Source organism: Microbacterium sp. PRF11 (assembly GCF_031844085.1).
Taxonomy (GTDB): Bacteria; Actinomycetota; Actinomycetes; order Actinomycetales; family Microbacteriaceae; genus Microbacterium.
In genome coordinates this window covers 445701-460801 of record NZ_JAUZUP010000003.1, presented here as the reverse complement: position 1 = coordinate 460801, position 15101 = coordinate 445701, and the positions used below count along the sequence as shown (strand labels likewise).

General features: G+C 69.9%; 16 protein-coding genes and 1 tRNA gene. 7 read left to right on the top strand and 10 right to left on the bottom strand.

Annotated features, from left to right (window positions below; genetic code table 11):
• The 3 genes from Q9R20_RS10990 to Q9R20_RS10980 form a co-directional block, all read right to left on the bottom strand.
• Positions 1–627 carry a hypothetical protein gene (locus Q9R20_RS10990; protein ID WP_311249376.1) on the bottom strand — a complete coding sequence of 209 codons (627 nt, stop codon included), beginning with the start codon at positions 625–627 and terminating at the stop codon, positions 1–3.
• 8 nt (positions 628–635) lie between these two features.
• The gene (locus Q9R20_RS10985) at positions 636–929 is read right to left on the bottom strand and encodes a hypothetical protein (RefSeq protein ID WP_295837088.1); all 294 of its coding nucleotides are present in this window, start codon (positions 927–929) and stop codon (positions 636–638) included.
• A 329-nt stretch (positions 930–1258) separates the two neighbouring features.
• Positions 1259–2200 (bottom strand): LysR family transcriptional regulator, encoded by a 942-nt coding sequence (locus Q9R20_RS10980; RefSeq protein WP_311249375.1) that lies wholly within the window; start codon positions 2198–2200, stop codon positions 1259–1261.
• A 123-nt stretch (positions 2201–2323) separates the two neighbouring features.
• Here Q9R20_RS10980 and Q9R20_RS10975 point away from each other — a divergent pair, with 123 nt between their 5' ends.
• From Q9R20_RS10975 to Q9R20_RS10960, 4 genes are all read left to right on the top strand, one after another.
• Positions 2324–3322, top strand: coding sequence for a putative oxygenase MesX (locus Q9R20_RS10975; RefSeq protein WP_311249457.1), 999 nt, complete (start codon positions 2324–2326; stop codon positions 3320–3322).
• Positions 3323–3375: 53 nt separating this feature from the next.
• On the top strand, positions 3376–4413 hold the full coding sequence (locus Q9R20_RS10970; protein WP_311249456.1) for a methionine synthase: 1038 nt from the start codon (positions 3376–3378) through the stop codon (positions 4411–4413).
• 55 nt (positions 4414–4468) lie between these two features.
• On the top strand, positions 4469–5509 hold the full coding sequence (locus Q9R20_RS10965) for an aldo/keto reductase (protein WP_311249374.1): 1041 nt from the start codon (positions 4469–4471) through the stop codon (positions 5507–5509).
• 92 nt (positions 5510–5601) lie between these two features.
• On the top strand, positions 5602–5787 hold the full coding sequence (locus Q9R20_RS10960; RefSeq protein WP_311249373.1) for a hypothetical protein: 186 nt from the start codon (positions 5602–5604) through the stop codon (positions 5785–5787).
• Between the two features lie 37 nt (positions 5788–5824).
• On the opposite strand, the gene Q9R20_RS10955 is transcribed toward Q9R20_RS10960, so the two are convergent.
• Positions 5825–6307, bottom strand: coding sequence for an Lrp/AsnC family transcriptional regulator (locus Q9R20_RS10955; protein ID WP_311249372.1), 483 nt, complete (start codon positions 6305–6307; stop codon positions 5825–5827).
• Between the two features lie 80 nt (positions 6308–6387).
• On the opposite strand from Q9R20_RS10955, the gene Q9R20_RS10950 reads away from it, so the two are divergent.
• The 3 genes from Q9R20_RS10950 to Q9R20_RS10940 all read left to right on the top strand — a co-directional run bounded on the left by Q9R20_RS10950 (position 6388) and on the right by Q9R20_RS10940 (position 10200).
• Positions 6388–7353 (top strand): DMT family transporter, encoded by a 966-nt coding sequence (locus Q9R20_RS10950; RefSeq protein WP_311249371.1) that lies wholly within the window; start codon positions 6388–6390, stop codon positions 7351–7353.
• Between the two features lie 40 nt (positions 7354–7393).
• Positions 7394–8983 carry a molybdopterin-dependent oxidoreductase gene (locus Q9R20_RS10945; protein WP_311249370.1) on the top strand — a complete coding sequence of 530 codons (1590 nt, stop codon included), beginning with the start codon at positions 7394–7396 and terminating at the stop codon, positions 8981–8983.
• A 110-nt stretch (positions 8984–9093) separates the two neighbouring features.
• Complete coding sequence (locus Q9R20_RS10940; protein WP_311249369.1) at positions 9094–10200, top strand: PAS domain-containing sensor histidine kinase; 1107 nt, start codon at positions 9094–9096, stop codon at positions 10198–10200.
• 8 nt (positions 10201–10208) lie between these two features.
• Here Q9R20_RS10940 and Q9R20_RS10935 read toward each other — a convergent pair whose 3' ends face one another.
• The 6 genes from Q9R20_RS10935 to Q9R20_RS10910 all read right to left on the bottom strand — a co-directional run bounded on the left by Q9R20_RS10935 (position 10209) and on the right by Q9R20_RS10910 (position 14942).
• Entirely contained in the window at positions 10209–10787 is a 579-nt protein-coding gene (locus tag Q9R20_RS10935; RefSeq protein WP_295837066.1) for an isochorismatase family protein, read from the bottom strand.
• A 38-nt stretch (positions 10788–10825) separates the two neighbouring features.
• A complete protein-coding gene (locus tag Q9R20_RS10930; protein ID WP_311249368.1) occupies positions 10826–11221 on the bottom strand; it encodes a hypothetical protein in 396 nt (131 codons plus the stop codon).
• 142 nt (positions 11222–11363) lie between these two features.
• Positions 11364–11436, bottom strand: a tRNA-Thr gene (locus Q9R20_RS10925).
• A 65-nt stretch (positions 11437–11501) separates the two neighbouring features.
• Positions 11502–12173 carry a deoxyribose-phosphate aldolase gene (gene deoC / locus Q9R20_RS10920; RefSeq protein WP_311249367.1) on the bottom strand — a complete coding sequence of 224 codons (672 nt, stop codon included), beginning with the start codon at positions 12171–12173 and terminating at the stop codon, positions 11502–11504.
• Positions 12174–12225: 52 nt separating this feature from the next.
• Entirely contained in the window at positions 12226–13767 is a 1542-nt protein-coding gene (locus tag Q9R20_RS10915; protein ID WP_311249366.1) for an alpha/beta hydrolase, read from the bottom strand.
• Positions 13764–14942 carry a DNA polymerase III subunit delta' gene (locus Q9R20_RS10910; protein WP_311249365.1) on the bottom strand — a complete coding sequence of 393 codons (1179 nt, stop codon included), beginning with the start codon at positions 14940–14942 and terminating at the stop codon, positions 13764–13766. Before Q9R20_RS10910 ends, Q9R20_RS10915 begins: the two co-directional genes overlap by 4 nt.
• Positions 14943–15101: the final 159 nt, after the last annotated feature.

Sequence of the window (15101 nt, the reverse complement as noted above, 5' to 3'; positions counted from 1 at the left end):
TCACGGCGCGTCGAGAACGCCGAGAGGATCCTGGGCGCACCGCCGCACCTCGATCGCGGACCAGTTCAGCCCCGTCTGATCGGCGACATCCTTGTTGTACTGCGCGACCGTGTACGCGTCGGAGACGATTCCCTTGCGTTTGAAACAATCGACGACGATGACCGCCTCGTCTCTCTCCTCGGGATTCCGCCGGATGTGTTCGTACAGCATCGCGACAGCGCCGACGGTCTTCTTCTCGCACCCGGGCACGGCGTCCCCGGTCACCTGCGACTCCGTGAGCTCGCCGTCGGCCTCCACGGCGTATCCTCCGTCGGCGTACAGCTCCACGGAGACGCCGAGATCCTCGAGACACGTCTTGAAGGCGGCGCGAAGACCGGCGTACTCGGCATCCGTGACCACTCCGTCAGCGAGGATCGCGCGCTGGGGTTCCGTGGTGTCGTTCGACTCGTAGATGCGCGTGAACCAGTCGGACCAGGGCCCGTCGAAACGGGGTGCGGTGCCGACGTTCTGCGAGGTGTCCTGACCCAGAGGCACCTCCGGGGCTGTGCCCGCATCGGCGCACCCCGAGAGGGCGCCGATGCAGGCGATGCCGGCCAGCACTGCTGCGAGCAGCCGCCTATTCTGCACGGCCTGACTCACACCGTGTGGAAGGCGTACGTGTACCACTCGACATTCGCATAGCTCGCCCGTTGCCAGGAGGTCTCGCCCTTCCGAGCCCAGGGCCCGTAGTTGATTTTGCCGCCCGCTTTGACCTGACTCTGCACGACCTTGTTGGCGCAGAACGAGGTGCTGTTCACAGCGCGCGACTCCGAGTAATACCCGCATGATCCGTTGTCCGCGAGAGCCGCTGGTGCCGCAATCAACGTCGCTCCACCGAGTGCTGCCGTGACCGCTGCTGCAATCACCAACCTCTTGATCGACGTACGCATGATGTTCCCTCTCGTCGCGATGAAGTAATGACGGCATGCACACGGGGCAGCCGCTGGTGAGCAAGCCTGGCCGAGCGGCTGTCCACCGTCCGGTGTGATGAGGGGCCAGCGGAAGAGCGTCGTCACCCCACGTCGCCGACGAACGGCTAGAAGACCCGAGGCCCCCAGGTCCGCAGGAATCGCTGGTGACGCGCCCAGTTCTGCGTTTTCATTCCGCGACGAGAACCTCCCACGCGCTCACGCCCGTTCCGAAAAGACCCAAACTCAACTTCCTCCCGCCATTCACCCGCTCGCGCGACGAAGTCACCCGGGCGCGCGGGACCGGGCCGCTAGTCGAGGAGTTCCACTCCGAAGCCGGCGACGACCTCGCGCACCTCGGCGAGATAACGCTGCGCCTGCTCGGTGAGGGGCACGGCGGTCCGGCCGATCCAGCCGATCTCGATGCGCTCGTCGACGTCGAGGGGCACGGCGACGATCTCGGGGTCGAGGTCGTCGCTGATGATGCCGGTGGAGATCGTGTAGCCGCCCAGACCGATCATGAGGTTGAAGATGGTCGCCCGGTCCGAGACGCGGATCTCCTGGGCGCTCGACAGCGTGGAGAGGATCTCCTCGGCGAAGTAGAACGAGTTGTTCGCCCCCTGGTCGAAGGTGAGGCGGGGCAGGTCGACCAGGTCGTCGAGCGTCGCCCGCTTCTGAGCGGCGAGCGGATTGCGGCGGGAGACGAAGATGTGAGGCTCGGCCAGGAAGAGCGGATGGAACGCCAGCCCCGAATCCCGAAGCAGCTTGTCGATCACGTTGCGGTTGAAATCGTTGCGGAACAGGATGCCGAGCTCACTGCGGAGCGTACGGACGTCTTCGATGATGTCGAAGGTGCGCGTCTCCCGCAGAGAGAATTCGTATACGGGAGCGCCGGTGCTCTTCACCATGCGCACGAACGCGTCGACCGCGAACGAGTAGTGCTGGGTGGACACGCCGAGCAGCCGCCGCGACGGCGGACGTCCGAGGTAGCGCTGCTCGAGGAGTTCCGCCTGCTCGACCACTTGACGCGCGTAGCCGAGGAACTCCACCCCGTCGGTCGTGAGAGTCACACCGCGGGCGGACCGCGTCAGCAGATCACGGCCGACCCGCTGCTCGAGATCGCGCATCGCGGCCGACATCGTCGGTTGAGCCACGTAGAGCAGGTCGGCGGCCGCGGAGATCGACCCCTCCGCCGCCACCTCGATGAAGTACTGCAGCTGCTGGAGGGTGATGCCGCTCGCCCGTTTTGCCATAGGCAAACGCTATACCAAGGCATAGTCGACCCGAATTACCCGATGACCTTCACTCGGCAGGACGATGAGGGCACCGACTTCCGCGGGATCGCACGGGTCCCGCCCTTCCGGATTGGCATCCTCATGGCGAACGAGATCACGTTCAGCATCACCACCACCCGTTTCGACGAGGACTACGCCCCTGCCGAGGGGTCGCGGATCACGACGAACTTCGCCAACCTCGCGCGGGGCGAGGGGCGCCGGCAGAATCTGCGCAACGCGCTGACCATGATCACGGAGCGGCTGAACGCCCTCGCTTCGACCGACAACCCGAACGGTGACCGCTACTGCGTCGAGCTCGACATCGTCTCCGTGCAGCTGCAGTTCGGCGACGGCGCGGACGACGAGGAGTTCCCCGTCATCGAGGTGCTCGACGTGCACATCGTCGACGGCGTCACCGGGAACCGCCACCAGGGCATCGTCGGCAACAACTTCTCGTCGTACCTGCGCGACTACGACTTCAGCGTCGTGCTCCCCGCCGCCAAGGAGGCAGCCGGCGGCGTGTTCACCGTCCCCGAGGACTTCGGCGACCTGCACGGCAAGCTGTTCCGCCACTTCCTCGACTCCGCGGCCTACCGCGAGCGCTACCCGCAGTCGCCGGTCATCTGCATCAGCGTGTCGACGAGCCGCACCTACCGTCGCAACGGCGTCGTCCACCCCGTGCTGGGCGTCGAGTACGTACAGGACGGCACGCACTCCCTCACCGACGACTACTTCGGGAAGATGGGCCTCGAGGTGCGCTACTTCATGCCGCGCGGAAGCGTCGCCCCGCTGGCGTTCTACTTCCGCGGCGACCTGCTGAGCGATTACACCGACCTGCAGCTGAGCGGCACGATCAGCACGATGGAGACGTTCCAGAGGATCTACCGCCCCGAGATCTACAACGCCCACACTCCCGCCGACGAGGTCTACCGCCCGAGCCTCGAGGCCAGCGACTTCTCCCCGACCGAGGTCACCTACGACCGCGAGGAACGCAGCCAGCTCGCCGTCGTCCAGGGCCGGTACGCCCAGGAGCACTTCGTCGAGCCGCACCGCGCTCTGCTCGAGCAGTGGGCCGCCGACGTCGACGCGGTCCTCCGGTGACCGCCGTGACGACCGCCCCGACCACCCTCCCCGTCCCCGCCGAAAGGACCCCCGTGCCCGCCCTCCTGCCCACGGCCATCGTCGGAAGCCTCCCCAAGCCGGCGTGGCTCGCGAAGCCCGAGGTGCTGTGGTCGCCCTGGGAGCTCGAGGGCGACGTCCTCGTCGAGGGTCAGCACGACGCCCTCCGCGCGGCGGTGCAGGAACAGGAGCTGCGCGGCATCGACATCGTCAGCGACGGCGAGCAGACGCGACAGCACTTCGTGACGACCTTCATCGAGCACCTCGACGGCGTCGACTTCGAGAACCGCGAGACGGTCCGCATCCGCGACCGCTACGACGCGAGTGTGCCCACGGTGGTCGGCGCGGTCAGCCGGCGCAAGCCCGTCTTCGTCGACGATGCGGCCTTCCTCCGCGCGCAGACCGATCGACCGATCAAGTGGGCCCTTCCCGGCCCCATGACGATGATCGACACCCTCGCCGATCGGCACTACCGCAGCCGCGAGAGGCTCGCGTGGGAGTTCGCAACGATCCTCAACCAGGAGGCGCGCGAACTCGAAGCGGCCGGCGTCGACATCATCCAGTTCGACGAGCCCGCCTTCAACGTCTTCTTCGACGAGATGAAGGACTGGGGTGTCGCCACCCTGGAGCGCGCGGCCGAGGGCCTGCGCGCTGAGACCGTCGTGCACATCTGCTACGGCTACGGCATCAAGGCCAACACCGACTGGAAGGCCACCCTCGGCTCGGAATGGCGCCAGTACGAGGAGTCCTTCCCGTTGCTGCAGCGTTCGAGCATCGACACCGTCTCGCTCGAGAGCCACAATTCGCATGTGCCGATCGATCTCATCGAGCTCATCCGCGGCAAGAACGTCATGCTCGGCGCGATCGACGTGGCCAGCCACGAGGTGGAGACCCCCGAAGAGGTGGCCGCCACCCTGCGGAGGGCCCTGCAGTTCGTGGATGCCGACAAGCTCATTCCCAGCTCGAACTGCGGCATGGCGCCCCTGCCGCGCCAGGTCGCTTTCGACAAGCTCAGCGCACTGTCGGCGGGTGCCGGCCTCCTCCGCGAAGAGCTCGCGCGCGCTTCCGCCTGAGCCGCGCCTTCCGTGGCAGAGTCGACGGTGTCCCCCTTCACCGCCGAGGAGAACCATGCCCATCGCCGCCGATGACCCCCGCCTGACGTCCGCCTTCACGGCATCCTCCACCCGATACGACGACGTGCCGTTCGCGCGGGCCGGGGCGAGCGGCATCCCTCTCCCCCGCATCTCGCTGGGGCTCTGGCAGAACTTCGGCAGCGGACGCACGCTCGACTCGCAGCGCGAGATCCTGCGCCACGCGTTCGACCGGGGCATCGTGCACATCGACCTCGCGAACAACTACGGCCCGCCCTACGGCGCCGCCGAGACGACGTTCGGCACCGTGCTCGACAGCGACCTGCGTCCGTACCGCGACGAGCTGTTCCTCTCGACCAAGGCCGGGTACGACATGTGGCCGGGACCCTACGGCGACGGCGGATCGCGCAAGTACCTCGTCCGCTCTCTGGAGCAGAGCCTCACGCGCATGCGCACGGACTACGTCGACGTGTTCTACTCGCACCGCGTCGACCCCGAGACGCCGATCGAAGAGACCGTCACCGCCCTCGCCGACATCGTGCGCAGCGGCAAGGCGCTCTACGTCGGCATCTCGAACTACCCGGCCGAGCTCACCCGTCGAGCGCACGAGCTGCTCGCGGCCGAAGGCGTGCGCCTGTTCATCCACCAGCCCCGGTACTCGCTGTTCGACCGCACCCCGGAGTCCGAGCTCTTCCCGACGCTGCGCGAGCTGTCGGTCGGCAGCGCCGTGTTCTCGCCGCTCGCTCAGGGGCTGCTGACGGCGAAGTACCTCGACGGGACCGTTCCCGCCGACTCGCGCGCCGCCGACAGCCGCTTCCTCGACGAGTCGGCCCTCACCGACGATTACCTGGAGCGCATCCGCGGCATCGACGGGGTCGCCCGCGAGGCCGGTCTCTCCATCCCGCAGCTCGCCGTGGCCTGGGTGCTGCGCGACCCGGTCGTCACGACCGCGATCATCGGCGCCTCTCGCCCCGGCCAGATCGACGACGCCGTCGAGGCGAGCAAGGCCACGCTGCACGACGACGTCATCGCCGCCCTCGAGCCGTTCGCCGCCCCCTCGGGCGGATCACTGCGCTGACCGACGCATAAGCGGAGCGTCGGCGCAAGCGGCGCGGCATCCGTCACTCCATCGTGTGAGGTGAGAGTCCACACGCGAATCGAGGAGGCGCTATGGGTGTCGCACGTTGGATCGGAACCGGAGCGGTCGGACTCGCCGGAGCCGTCCTGGCCCGCACGGCGATCGGCCGTGCGGCCGCCGCCGGAACGGTCGCCTACCGGGTCTGGAAGGACCCGAAGGTTCAGAAGATCCGCCGCAAGGTGCAGGCAAAGGTGCTGAAGCAGCGCTCGACGCGCTGACGGGCCGGGGCCCGGGTCGCTGATGTCGACCCGGGCCTCACGCGCGCCCGGGCACCGCGTCGAGCGGCAGGGGCGAGACGGGCTTGGTGACCCCGAAGGCGAAGGTCGTGTCAATGGCGGACAACGAGGGGATCGCCCGCAGGTGCTCGCGCAGCAGTCGCTCGTACTCCTCGAAGCTCGGCGTGACGATGCGGACGAGATAGTCCCAGTCCCCCGCGAGCAGGTGAGCCTCGACGATCTGCGGGATGACGCGCAGGCGCTCCTCCACGGCATCCACCGTCGCCCCCTCGTGCGAAGCCAGACGCAGGCGCACGAACGCGGTGATCGCGAGGTCGACCGCTTTCGGCGCGACGACGGCGCGATACCCCTCGATCACCCCCGCCTTCTCGAGGTGGCGCACGCGCCGCAGACACGGCGACGGGGAGAGCCCGACGCGGTCGGCGAGCTCCTGATTGGTCAGGCGTCCGTCCTGCTGCAGTTCACGCAGAATGCGTCGATCGATGTCGTCGAGGGCGTTCATGCGCAAGATTCTTCCAAACGCCGGCGTCCTCGAGCAATCTTCGCAATCCGCTGCGCCGGTCCGTTTCCTACGCTCGATGGGTGACCACGTTCACCCTCGCCCGCCGCACCGCAACCCCGTCCCGTAGCGCCGTCGTCGGGGCCGCCGCGCTGATCGCGGTCGTGTGCCTCTGGTCGTCGTTCGCGCTGTCCACACGCGCTCTCGAGGGGGCCGGCCTCACCGTGGCGGATGCCGCGATCGTGCGTTTCGCCGTGCCCGCGGTCGTGCTGTCGCCCTGGATCCCGCGCACGCTGCGCGTCCTCCGCCGTGAGCGCGCCGGCATCCTGGCTCTCGTCCTCCTGGCGGGACTGCCGCACTTCCTGCTGTTCGCGTGGGGAGCGCACCTCACCTCGGCGGCCCTCACGGGGCTCCTCGTGCCGGGCACCGTGCCGCTGTTCGTCGCGGGGCTGGTCTTCCTCCGTCACCGCCGCACGCCGACCCGGGCGCGAAGGGTCGCCCTCGCCGCGATCGTGGCAGGGGTCGCCTCGAGCGCCCTGTTCACCGGAGGCCCCGCCGGCCCGGCCGGGATCGCGGTCCTCCTCGCCGCGGGGTTCGTCTGGGCGGCCTACACGCTCGGGCTCGCGCGCACGCGTCTCGACCCGATCGGGGTGATCGCGATCGTGTCGCTCACCTCGGTGATCGCCGCCCTCGCGCTCGCGGTGAGCGGGGCGATGCCCTCGCACCTGCTCACCGGCGAGGTTGCTCCCGCCACCTGGGGCGCCTACGCCCTGGTGCAGGGCGTCGGGACAGGTCTGCTGTCGACGGCCTGTTACGTCGTCGCGGTCAAGAACCTGGGCGGAAGCATTCCCGCCGCGGCCGGAGCGCTCAGCCCCGTCCTCACGGCCGTCGTCGCCGTGCCCCTCCTCGGCGAGCCGCTGTCGGCCGGCCTCGCCCTGGCGCTCGCGCTCATCGTCGCGGGCGTGGCCGCCTTCGCCCTCGCGCCGGACGGGGCGCGTGTGGGCCGGGTGACGGCATCCGATTCCCCCCTCGCTCCGAAGAGTTCATGAGGCGGATCGCGCTCGCGCGCCGCCGGAGATGAGGGATGCCATGACGACCGATACTGCGGCACCGACCACGCAGACGAAGCCCACCCGTCGACCGCACGCGTGGCCCTGGGCCGCCCTGGCCGGGATCGTCGCGGCGGCGGCGCTTCTCGCGGTAGCCGAGCTGTTCGCCGCGCTCGTCGCCCGTTCCGCGAGCCCCGTGCTCGCCGTCGGCTCCTTCATCGTCGACATCGTGCCGCGTCCGCTGAAGGAGCTCGCGATCACCCTGTTCGGCGAGTCCGACAAGATCGCGCTCCTCGTCGGCGTCGGTCTGGGCGCCGCGGTCGCCGCCGCCGTGGCGGGTGTGCTCGAGTACCGCTTCCGCTTCGTCGGCGCCGTCCTGCTGCTCATCGGCGGCGTCCTCGCCACCGCCGCGATCCTCACGCGCGCAGGCGCCGGTGCCCTCGCGTGGCTGCCGCCCGTGCTCGGCACCGTGGCGGGCATCGTCGTGCTCGTGTTCGCCGTCGAGCGCCTGAAGCACTGGATGGATGCCGCGCGCGCCGGCGACCAGGAGACCGCGGGCGTCGACCGCCGCCGCTTCCTCGTCTTCACGGGCGTCACGGCCCTGGGCGCCGTGGTCGTCGGCGTGGGCTCGCGCATCTGGAACGCCACGACCGCCTCGGTCGCCGCCGCGCGCGACGCCCTGCGCCTGCCGGCCGCGCGCACCACGGTCACGGTGCCCGACGGTGCGAACTGGGAGATCCCGGGCCTCTCGCCGATCATCACGCCCAACAGCGATTTCTACCGCGTCGACACCGCTCTGACGGTGCCGAACGTCGACCCCACCACCTGGCGCCTGCAGATCGACGGCATGGTCGACACCCCCATCGAACTCAGCTTCGACGACCTCGTGAACCGCGGTCTCGACGAGTACGGCGTGACGCTCACCTGCGTCTCGAACGAAGTGGGCGGCAACCTGGTCGGGAACGCCATCTGGACCGGCGTCCCCATCCGCGACATCCTCCGCATGGCCGGACCGCAGGCGGATGCCGACATGGTGCTGTCCGAGAGCGTCGACGGCTACACCGCCTCCACCCCCCTCTCGGCGCTCGTCGACGACGATCTCGACGCGATCTTCGCCGTCGCCATGAACGGCGAGCCCCTGCCCTTCGAGCACGGCTTCCCCGTGCGCATGGTCGTACCCGGCCTGTACGGCTACGTCTCGGCGACGAAGTGGGTCACCAAGCTCACCGTGACGCGGTTCGATAAGGACGAGGCGTACTGGACGCCTCGCGGATACTCCGCCGAAGCCCCGATCAAGATGTCGTCGCGCGTCGACACCCCCAAGATCGGCTCACCGGTCGCCGCGGGTGCCGTCACGGTCGCCGGCATGGCCTGGGCCCAGCCGGTGGGCGTTCAGAAGGTCGAGGTCAGCATCGACAACGGGGAGTGGCAGGAGACGCAGCTGTCGACCCCCATCAACGACCAGTCGTGGGTGCAGTGGAAGTTCGACTGGACCGCCGAGGCGGGGACGCACTACATCGCCGTCCGCGCCACCGACAAGCAGGGCAACCTCCAGATCCAGGACCAGGCCCCCATCGCTCCCGACGGTTCCAGCGGCTGGCAGCGCACGCTCGTCACCGTCACGTCGTGATCGGTGCCCCGCGCCACCGGTGATGTCAATCTCTGTCTCACCGGCTTCTCCGCGGGGCATCATCGGGGAATGGTCTCCGCGCGCAATCCGCACCGTCGTGGTGCTCTCGCATGAGCACGGTTCCCGATGAGTCCATCGCCCCGTCGGCCGCGACCACCCATCCCGTGACCGGTATCCGGCGATCCATCCCGCGCGACTGGGACGAACAGGTCGACCTGTTCGCCATCGTCAAGCTCGACAGCGGCGGGTTCGTGCGCGGGTGGAATCTCGGCGCCGAACGCATCAAGGGTTACACCGAGCACGAGATCCTCGGCTCGCATTTCTCGCGCTTCTACCGCGAGGACGCGCGCCGCCGCGGAATCCCCGACCAGCTGCTCGCGGCGGCCCAACGCGACGGGCACGTGGAGGACACGGGATGGCGCGTGCGCAGCGACGGCACGGAGTTCTGGGCGCGTGTGACGATCTCGGCCATCCGCAGCGATCAGGGGCAGGTGCTCGGTTTCGTCAAGATCGTGCGCGACCTCACGAGCGAGAAGCAGGCCGCCGACGAGCGCGAAGCGCTGCAGCGCACGTTCGCCCACGACCTCCTCTCCCCCGTCACCGCCCTGCGCGGCTATCTCGACCTCCTCGGTGAGGAACTGCCCGCCGATCACCGGCTGCTGCGCCTCGCCGGGGAGGCGAGCGACCACATCGTCGCGATGGCGGAATCGCTCATGGCGGACGCGAACTCCCGCACCGAACGCGGCCGCCGACGAGCGAGCGTCGACCTCATCGCGCGGGGCGCCGTCGCGCTCGTCCTCCCCGGGGACGGCCACGGACGCGTGGTGTTCGGGCAGATGGATGCCGTTCCGATCTGCGGTGACGTCCTGGGGCTGCGCCGCGCCGTCTCCAACGTGCTCGAGAACGCCGCGAAGTACTCCGACGACCTCATCCGGGTCGAGACGTTCGAAACCGACGAGGGCGCCTCCGTCCGCGTGAGCGACAGCGGGCGCGGCATCCATCCCGACGACCTCGCGGCCATCACGCAGGAGGGTCAGCGCGGGCGGTTCGCCAACGACGCCGACGGCGGGCGGGGCATCGGCCTGTCCAGCGTCCAGCGCATCGTGAGCGCGCACGGCGGGACCCTGCGGATCGCGAGCACGCCCGGGGAGGGCACGCGCGTGACGATCACCATCCCTCGGGCCGACGACGAGCCCGATCCCGCTCCGGGAGTCTGAGGGCGCCCTCAGTCGTCGGAGGTCGCGAGCTCCGCTCCGGCCGCCTCGATCTCGCTCAGGGCCGCCGCGCTCGAGTCGGGATGCACTCCCGCGACCAGGTCGGTCAACACGCGGACGCGCCGCCCCGCGCCCAGCGCGTCGAGAGCGGAGGCCCGCACGCAGTAGTCCGTCGCGATCCCGACGACGTCGATGTCGCGGATGCCGTGCGCCTCGAGAAGGGATGCCGCCGTCTCACCGTCGTCGGACACGCCCTCGAACAGCGAGTAAGCGGGCTTGCCCTGGCCCTTCTTCAGGTGATGGCTCACGCGCGCGGTGTCGAACACCTCGTCGTAGTCGGCGCCGTACGTGCCGCCGACGCAGTGCACCGGCCACGTGTCGACGAAGTCGGGGGTGGCTGAGAAGTGACCGCCGTTGTCGCCGTCGCCGTCGTGCCAGTCGCGGGAGGCGACCACCAGCGCGTAGTCGTCGGCGTGCTCGGACAGGAAGCGCGAGATGCGTTCCGCGACGGCGTCACCGCCCTCGACCCCGAGCGCCCCGCGCTCGGTGAAGTCGTTCTGGACATCGACGATGAACAGGGCGCGCGTCATGCGTCGAGCCTACGCGTCGATCCCCCGGTACCGGCCCGTCAGCCCCGCGCGAAGAGCACGACGATCGAGACGACGAACGCCACCGCCCCGAGGCCGAGCACTCCCGCGGCCAGGCGGGACACGAAGCGGACCACGGGCGAGTGATGCGTGAGCCGCATGCGATCCGGCGTCCCACGACGGTAGAAGATGTCGGCCATGTCGGCTCGACCCACCTCGACCTCGTCGTCCGCCGACAGCGGCGCCTCGTTCACTCCCCCGTCGGCGTCGAACCAGCGAACCACTCGCCCGCCGTCGACACGTTCGACGACCGCACGCGCGGGCAGCCAGGTGCCATCCGCCAGGAGCAGGCAGACCGCCGCGAAGGCCAGGAGCAGTCCGCCGCCCAACCCGACCCACGTGAAGATCTCGATGACGGCATCGAGGGCGTTCGACACGGGAGCTCCAGCAGGGTCAGCGGGCGGAAGACGGCCGTCACGCGATCGCGGAACGAGGCGGCTTCAGCCTATCGGGAGGCCGCGAGCGTGCACGGAACATCAGAAAGGCCCCCACCCGGTGGAAGCGGGTGAGGGCCTTCGGAGCCGCCTAAGGGAATCGAACCCTTGACCTATTCATTACGAGTGAATCGCTCTGCCGTCTGAGCTAAGGCGGCGTGTGCTCGCTGACGCGTGCACGATCATCTACCTTACATGCTCCGGAGAGCTCCGCGGTACGCGATCAGTAGTCGCCCGTGGCGGAACGGTCGGCGAGGATGTCGCGGCTCGAGGACAGCCCCAGGCGCGTCGCGCCGGCGGCGATCATCTCGTCGGCGGCGGCACGGGTGCGGATGCCACCAGAGGCTTTGACCTCGGCACGGTCGCCGACGGTGCGCTTCATCAGCTCGACGGCGTGCACGCTCGCACCGCCCGCGGGGTGGAAGCCGGTCGACGTCTTGACGAAGTCGGCGCCCGCGGCGACCGCCGCCTCGCAGACGGCCACGATCGCCTCGTCGGACAGGACGGCCGACTCGATGATGACCTTGAGCACCGTCGGGGCCGGGGCCGCGTCGCGAACCGCACGGATCTCGGCTTCCACGACGTCGTAGCGTCCTTCGACGGCCGCACCCACGTCGATCACCATGTCGATCTCGTCCGCGCCCTGCGAGACCGAGAGCTTCGCCTCGGCCGCCTTGATGTCGGCGTGGTGCTTGCCGCTGGGGAAGCCGCACACGACGGCGAGCTTGAGGCCGGCCGGGAGCTCCACGGGCAGGAACGACGGCGAGATGCAGACGCTGTAGGTGCCGAGCTCCGCTCCCTCGGCGATGAGGCGCTCGACGTCGGCACGGGTGGCCTCCGGCTTGAGCAGCGTGTGGTCGATGTAGGTCGCCAGGTCGGCGGTGGGCGCGGTCATCGGGATCTCCTCGTTCGTGACGGATCAAGCCTAGGCGGGGCGGGCGCGGGCGTTACTCGCAGCGCAGACCCTCGGCGGGGACGGTCCCGGCGAGGAGGTAGTCGTCGACGGCGGAGTTCACGCAGGAGTCGCCTTTGTTGTACGCCAGGTGCCCCTCGCCGACGTACGTGACCAGGACGCCCTGCGACAGCTGGTCGGCGAGTGCCTGCGCCTCGCTGTACGGGGTGGCGGGGTCTCCCGTGGTCCCCAGGACAACGATGGGCGGCGAGCCGGGTGCCGTGATGGCCTCGCGTGTACCGGTGGGCGGGGCGGGCCACGCCGCGCACGGATCGGGGCCGATCCAATAGGGGGCGACCACCGGAGCCTGCTCCTCGAGCGCGGCCTGCAGGGCGGGGTCGTCGTCGTCGCCCTCGTCGGGGTAGTCGATGCAGTTGTAGGCGCGCAGCGCCTGCATGGTGTTGTCGGCGTACCGGCCGTCGATGCGGCCGTTGTAGAAGTCGGCGAGTTGGAACGCCACCGAGGCGTCGCCGTTCTGCACGTCGGCGAGAGCCGCGCGCAGATAGGGCCAGCTCTGGTCGCTGTAGAGGGCTGCGACGATCGACGTGACGAGCGAGTCCGCGCCCAGTTGACGGCCGTCGCCGCCGGCGAGCGGACGGGCGTCGACGCGAGCGAGCAGGTTCGACAGGTCGTTCATCGCATCGTCGACGGTGCCCGAGAAGGGGCACTCCGACGTCGTGAGGCAGTCGGCCATGAACGCGCGCAGGGCGTTCTCGAATCCGACGGCCTGCGCGAGACCGCTCTCGCTGCCCGGCAGACTCGGGTCGATGCCGCCGTCGAGGACCATGCGGCCCACCCGCTCCGGGAACAGTCCCGCGTAGGTCGTACCGAGGAAGGAGCCGTAGGAGAAACCGAGGTAGTTCAGCTTCGCGTCGCCGAGGACGGCGCGCAGCAGATCCATGTCGCGTGCGGCGTTCTCGGTCGAGATGTAGGGCAGGATGCCGTCGCTGTTGGCCTCGCAGGCGTCGGCGAAGTCGGCGGCGCGCTGTTCGAGCGCCGCGTCGCGCTCGTCGCTGCCGCGCGCGCCCGGCGGGATGTCGTACAGGAAGCGGTCCATGCCGGCGTCGTCGAAGCAGGTGACCGCGGTGGACTGCCCCACGCCGCGCGGGTCGAATCCGATGACGTCGTAGGAACGCGTCAGCGCCTCGTCGGCGACGAGCCCGAGGGAATCGCGCACCGTGTCGACACCGCTGACGCCCGGACCGCCCGGATTGGTCAGGAGCGAGCCCAGAGGCTCCCCCGAGGTCGCGCGGTGGCGGATGACCGACAGGGTGAGGTCGCCGGCGGACGGGTCGGCGTAGTCGCGGGGCGCCGTGACCGTGGTGCAGTCGAAGCCCGCGCTGCCGCAGTCGCTCCAGGCGAGTGTCTGTCCGTAGTAGGGCAGGAGTGCCTCGTCGACACCCTGGGTCTGCGGGGCGAGCGAGCGTCCCGTATCGGGGGCGACCGGCGGGATTTGGGCGTACAGGCAGCCGGAGAGGGCGAGGACGAGCGTGGCGACACCGGCGACGACCGTCGCGAGGCGGCGGCGCGCGCTCACGGCGCGGAGCCGTTCGCGACGGTGATCATGAGACTCTCCAACGCCAGCAAGGGGGCGGCGTTCTGCTCGAGGTTGCGGCGGGTGACCGAGATGCGGTCGAGCACGCCCAGCGTGCGTGACGGGGTCCATTCGGCGGCCAGGGCGCGAAGAGCGTCGAGACGCTCGCTGTTGACGAGGTCGCCGTCACGGCCGTACTGGATCATCACGACATCGCGGAAGAGCGACTGGAGATCGGTGAGCACCCGGTCGATGCCGTCGCGCAGGCTGCGGGTGGCGCGACGCTTCTGATCGTCTTCGAGGGCGTTCACCTGCCCGCGCACCGAGGGCGGGACCGCGGCCCCCTCGGCGACGCCGAGCATGCGCAGGAGGGCGCGACGCTCTTCGTCGTCGCGGGAGGCGGTGAGCGCCTTGGCGTCGTCGGTGGCCAGCCGCACGATGCGTCCCGCGACGTCGACGGCGTCGCCGATGCCGCGCACGTTCAGCACCGCGGCGAGCGTCTCGGCGCGGCGCGCGCGGGCGTCGTCGTCGGTGGCGAGCCGCTGGGCCATGCCGATGTGGCGCTGCGCGTGTCGCGCGGACTCCTCGGCGACGTCGGCCGGAACACCGGTGCGCTCGACGATGAGGGCCGCCACGTCGGCGACGGAGGGTTCGCGCAGCCGCAGGACGCGCACGCGGGAGCGAATCGTGGGCAGCAGGTCGGCGTCACTGGGGGCGCACAGCACCCAGACCGTCTTCTCCGGGGGTTCTTCGAGGGCTTTGAGCAGCACGTTGGACGTGCGCTCGGCCATTCGGTCGGCGTCTTCGACGACGATCACCCGGTGCCGACCGAGCGAAGGAGCGAACGACGCGCGCTCGACGAGCCGTCGGGCCTCCTCGATGCGGATGACGACCTGCTCGGTGCGCAGCGCCGTGAGATCGGGGTGCGTGCGCGCGAGCACCTGGTGCTGGGCGCGCTCGTCGCCGGGGTCGGCGATGAGCGCCGCGGCGAAGGCGTACGCCAGCGTGGAGCGTCCCGAGCCGGGAGGGCCCGTGATCAACCAGGCGTGCGCAAGGGCGGAGGGGTCGGATGCCGCGGCCCGCAGCGTTCGGACGGCCTCGTCTTGCCCCCACACGGCGTCCCAGGGGAACGGCGCCGCCGCGGCGGCCGGCGGGGACGGGTCGAGCGCGACGGACATGGGTTCCACCCTAACCGCGGGGTCGGACACCGCCGCTGGCGGTCGCCTGTGGATGCGGCGCGGACGGGCGGTCGCGCGCCGTGCTTCCGCGCGGCCCGCAGAGAAGCATGCGCATGATCGTCTGGGCCGGCCCGCGTCGCGAAGGCGCCCCCGTGAGTC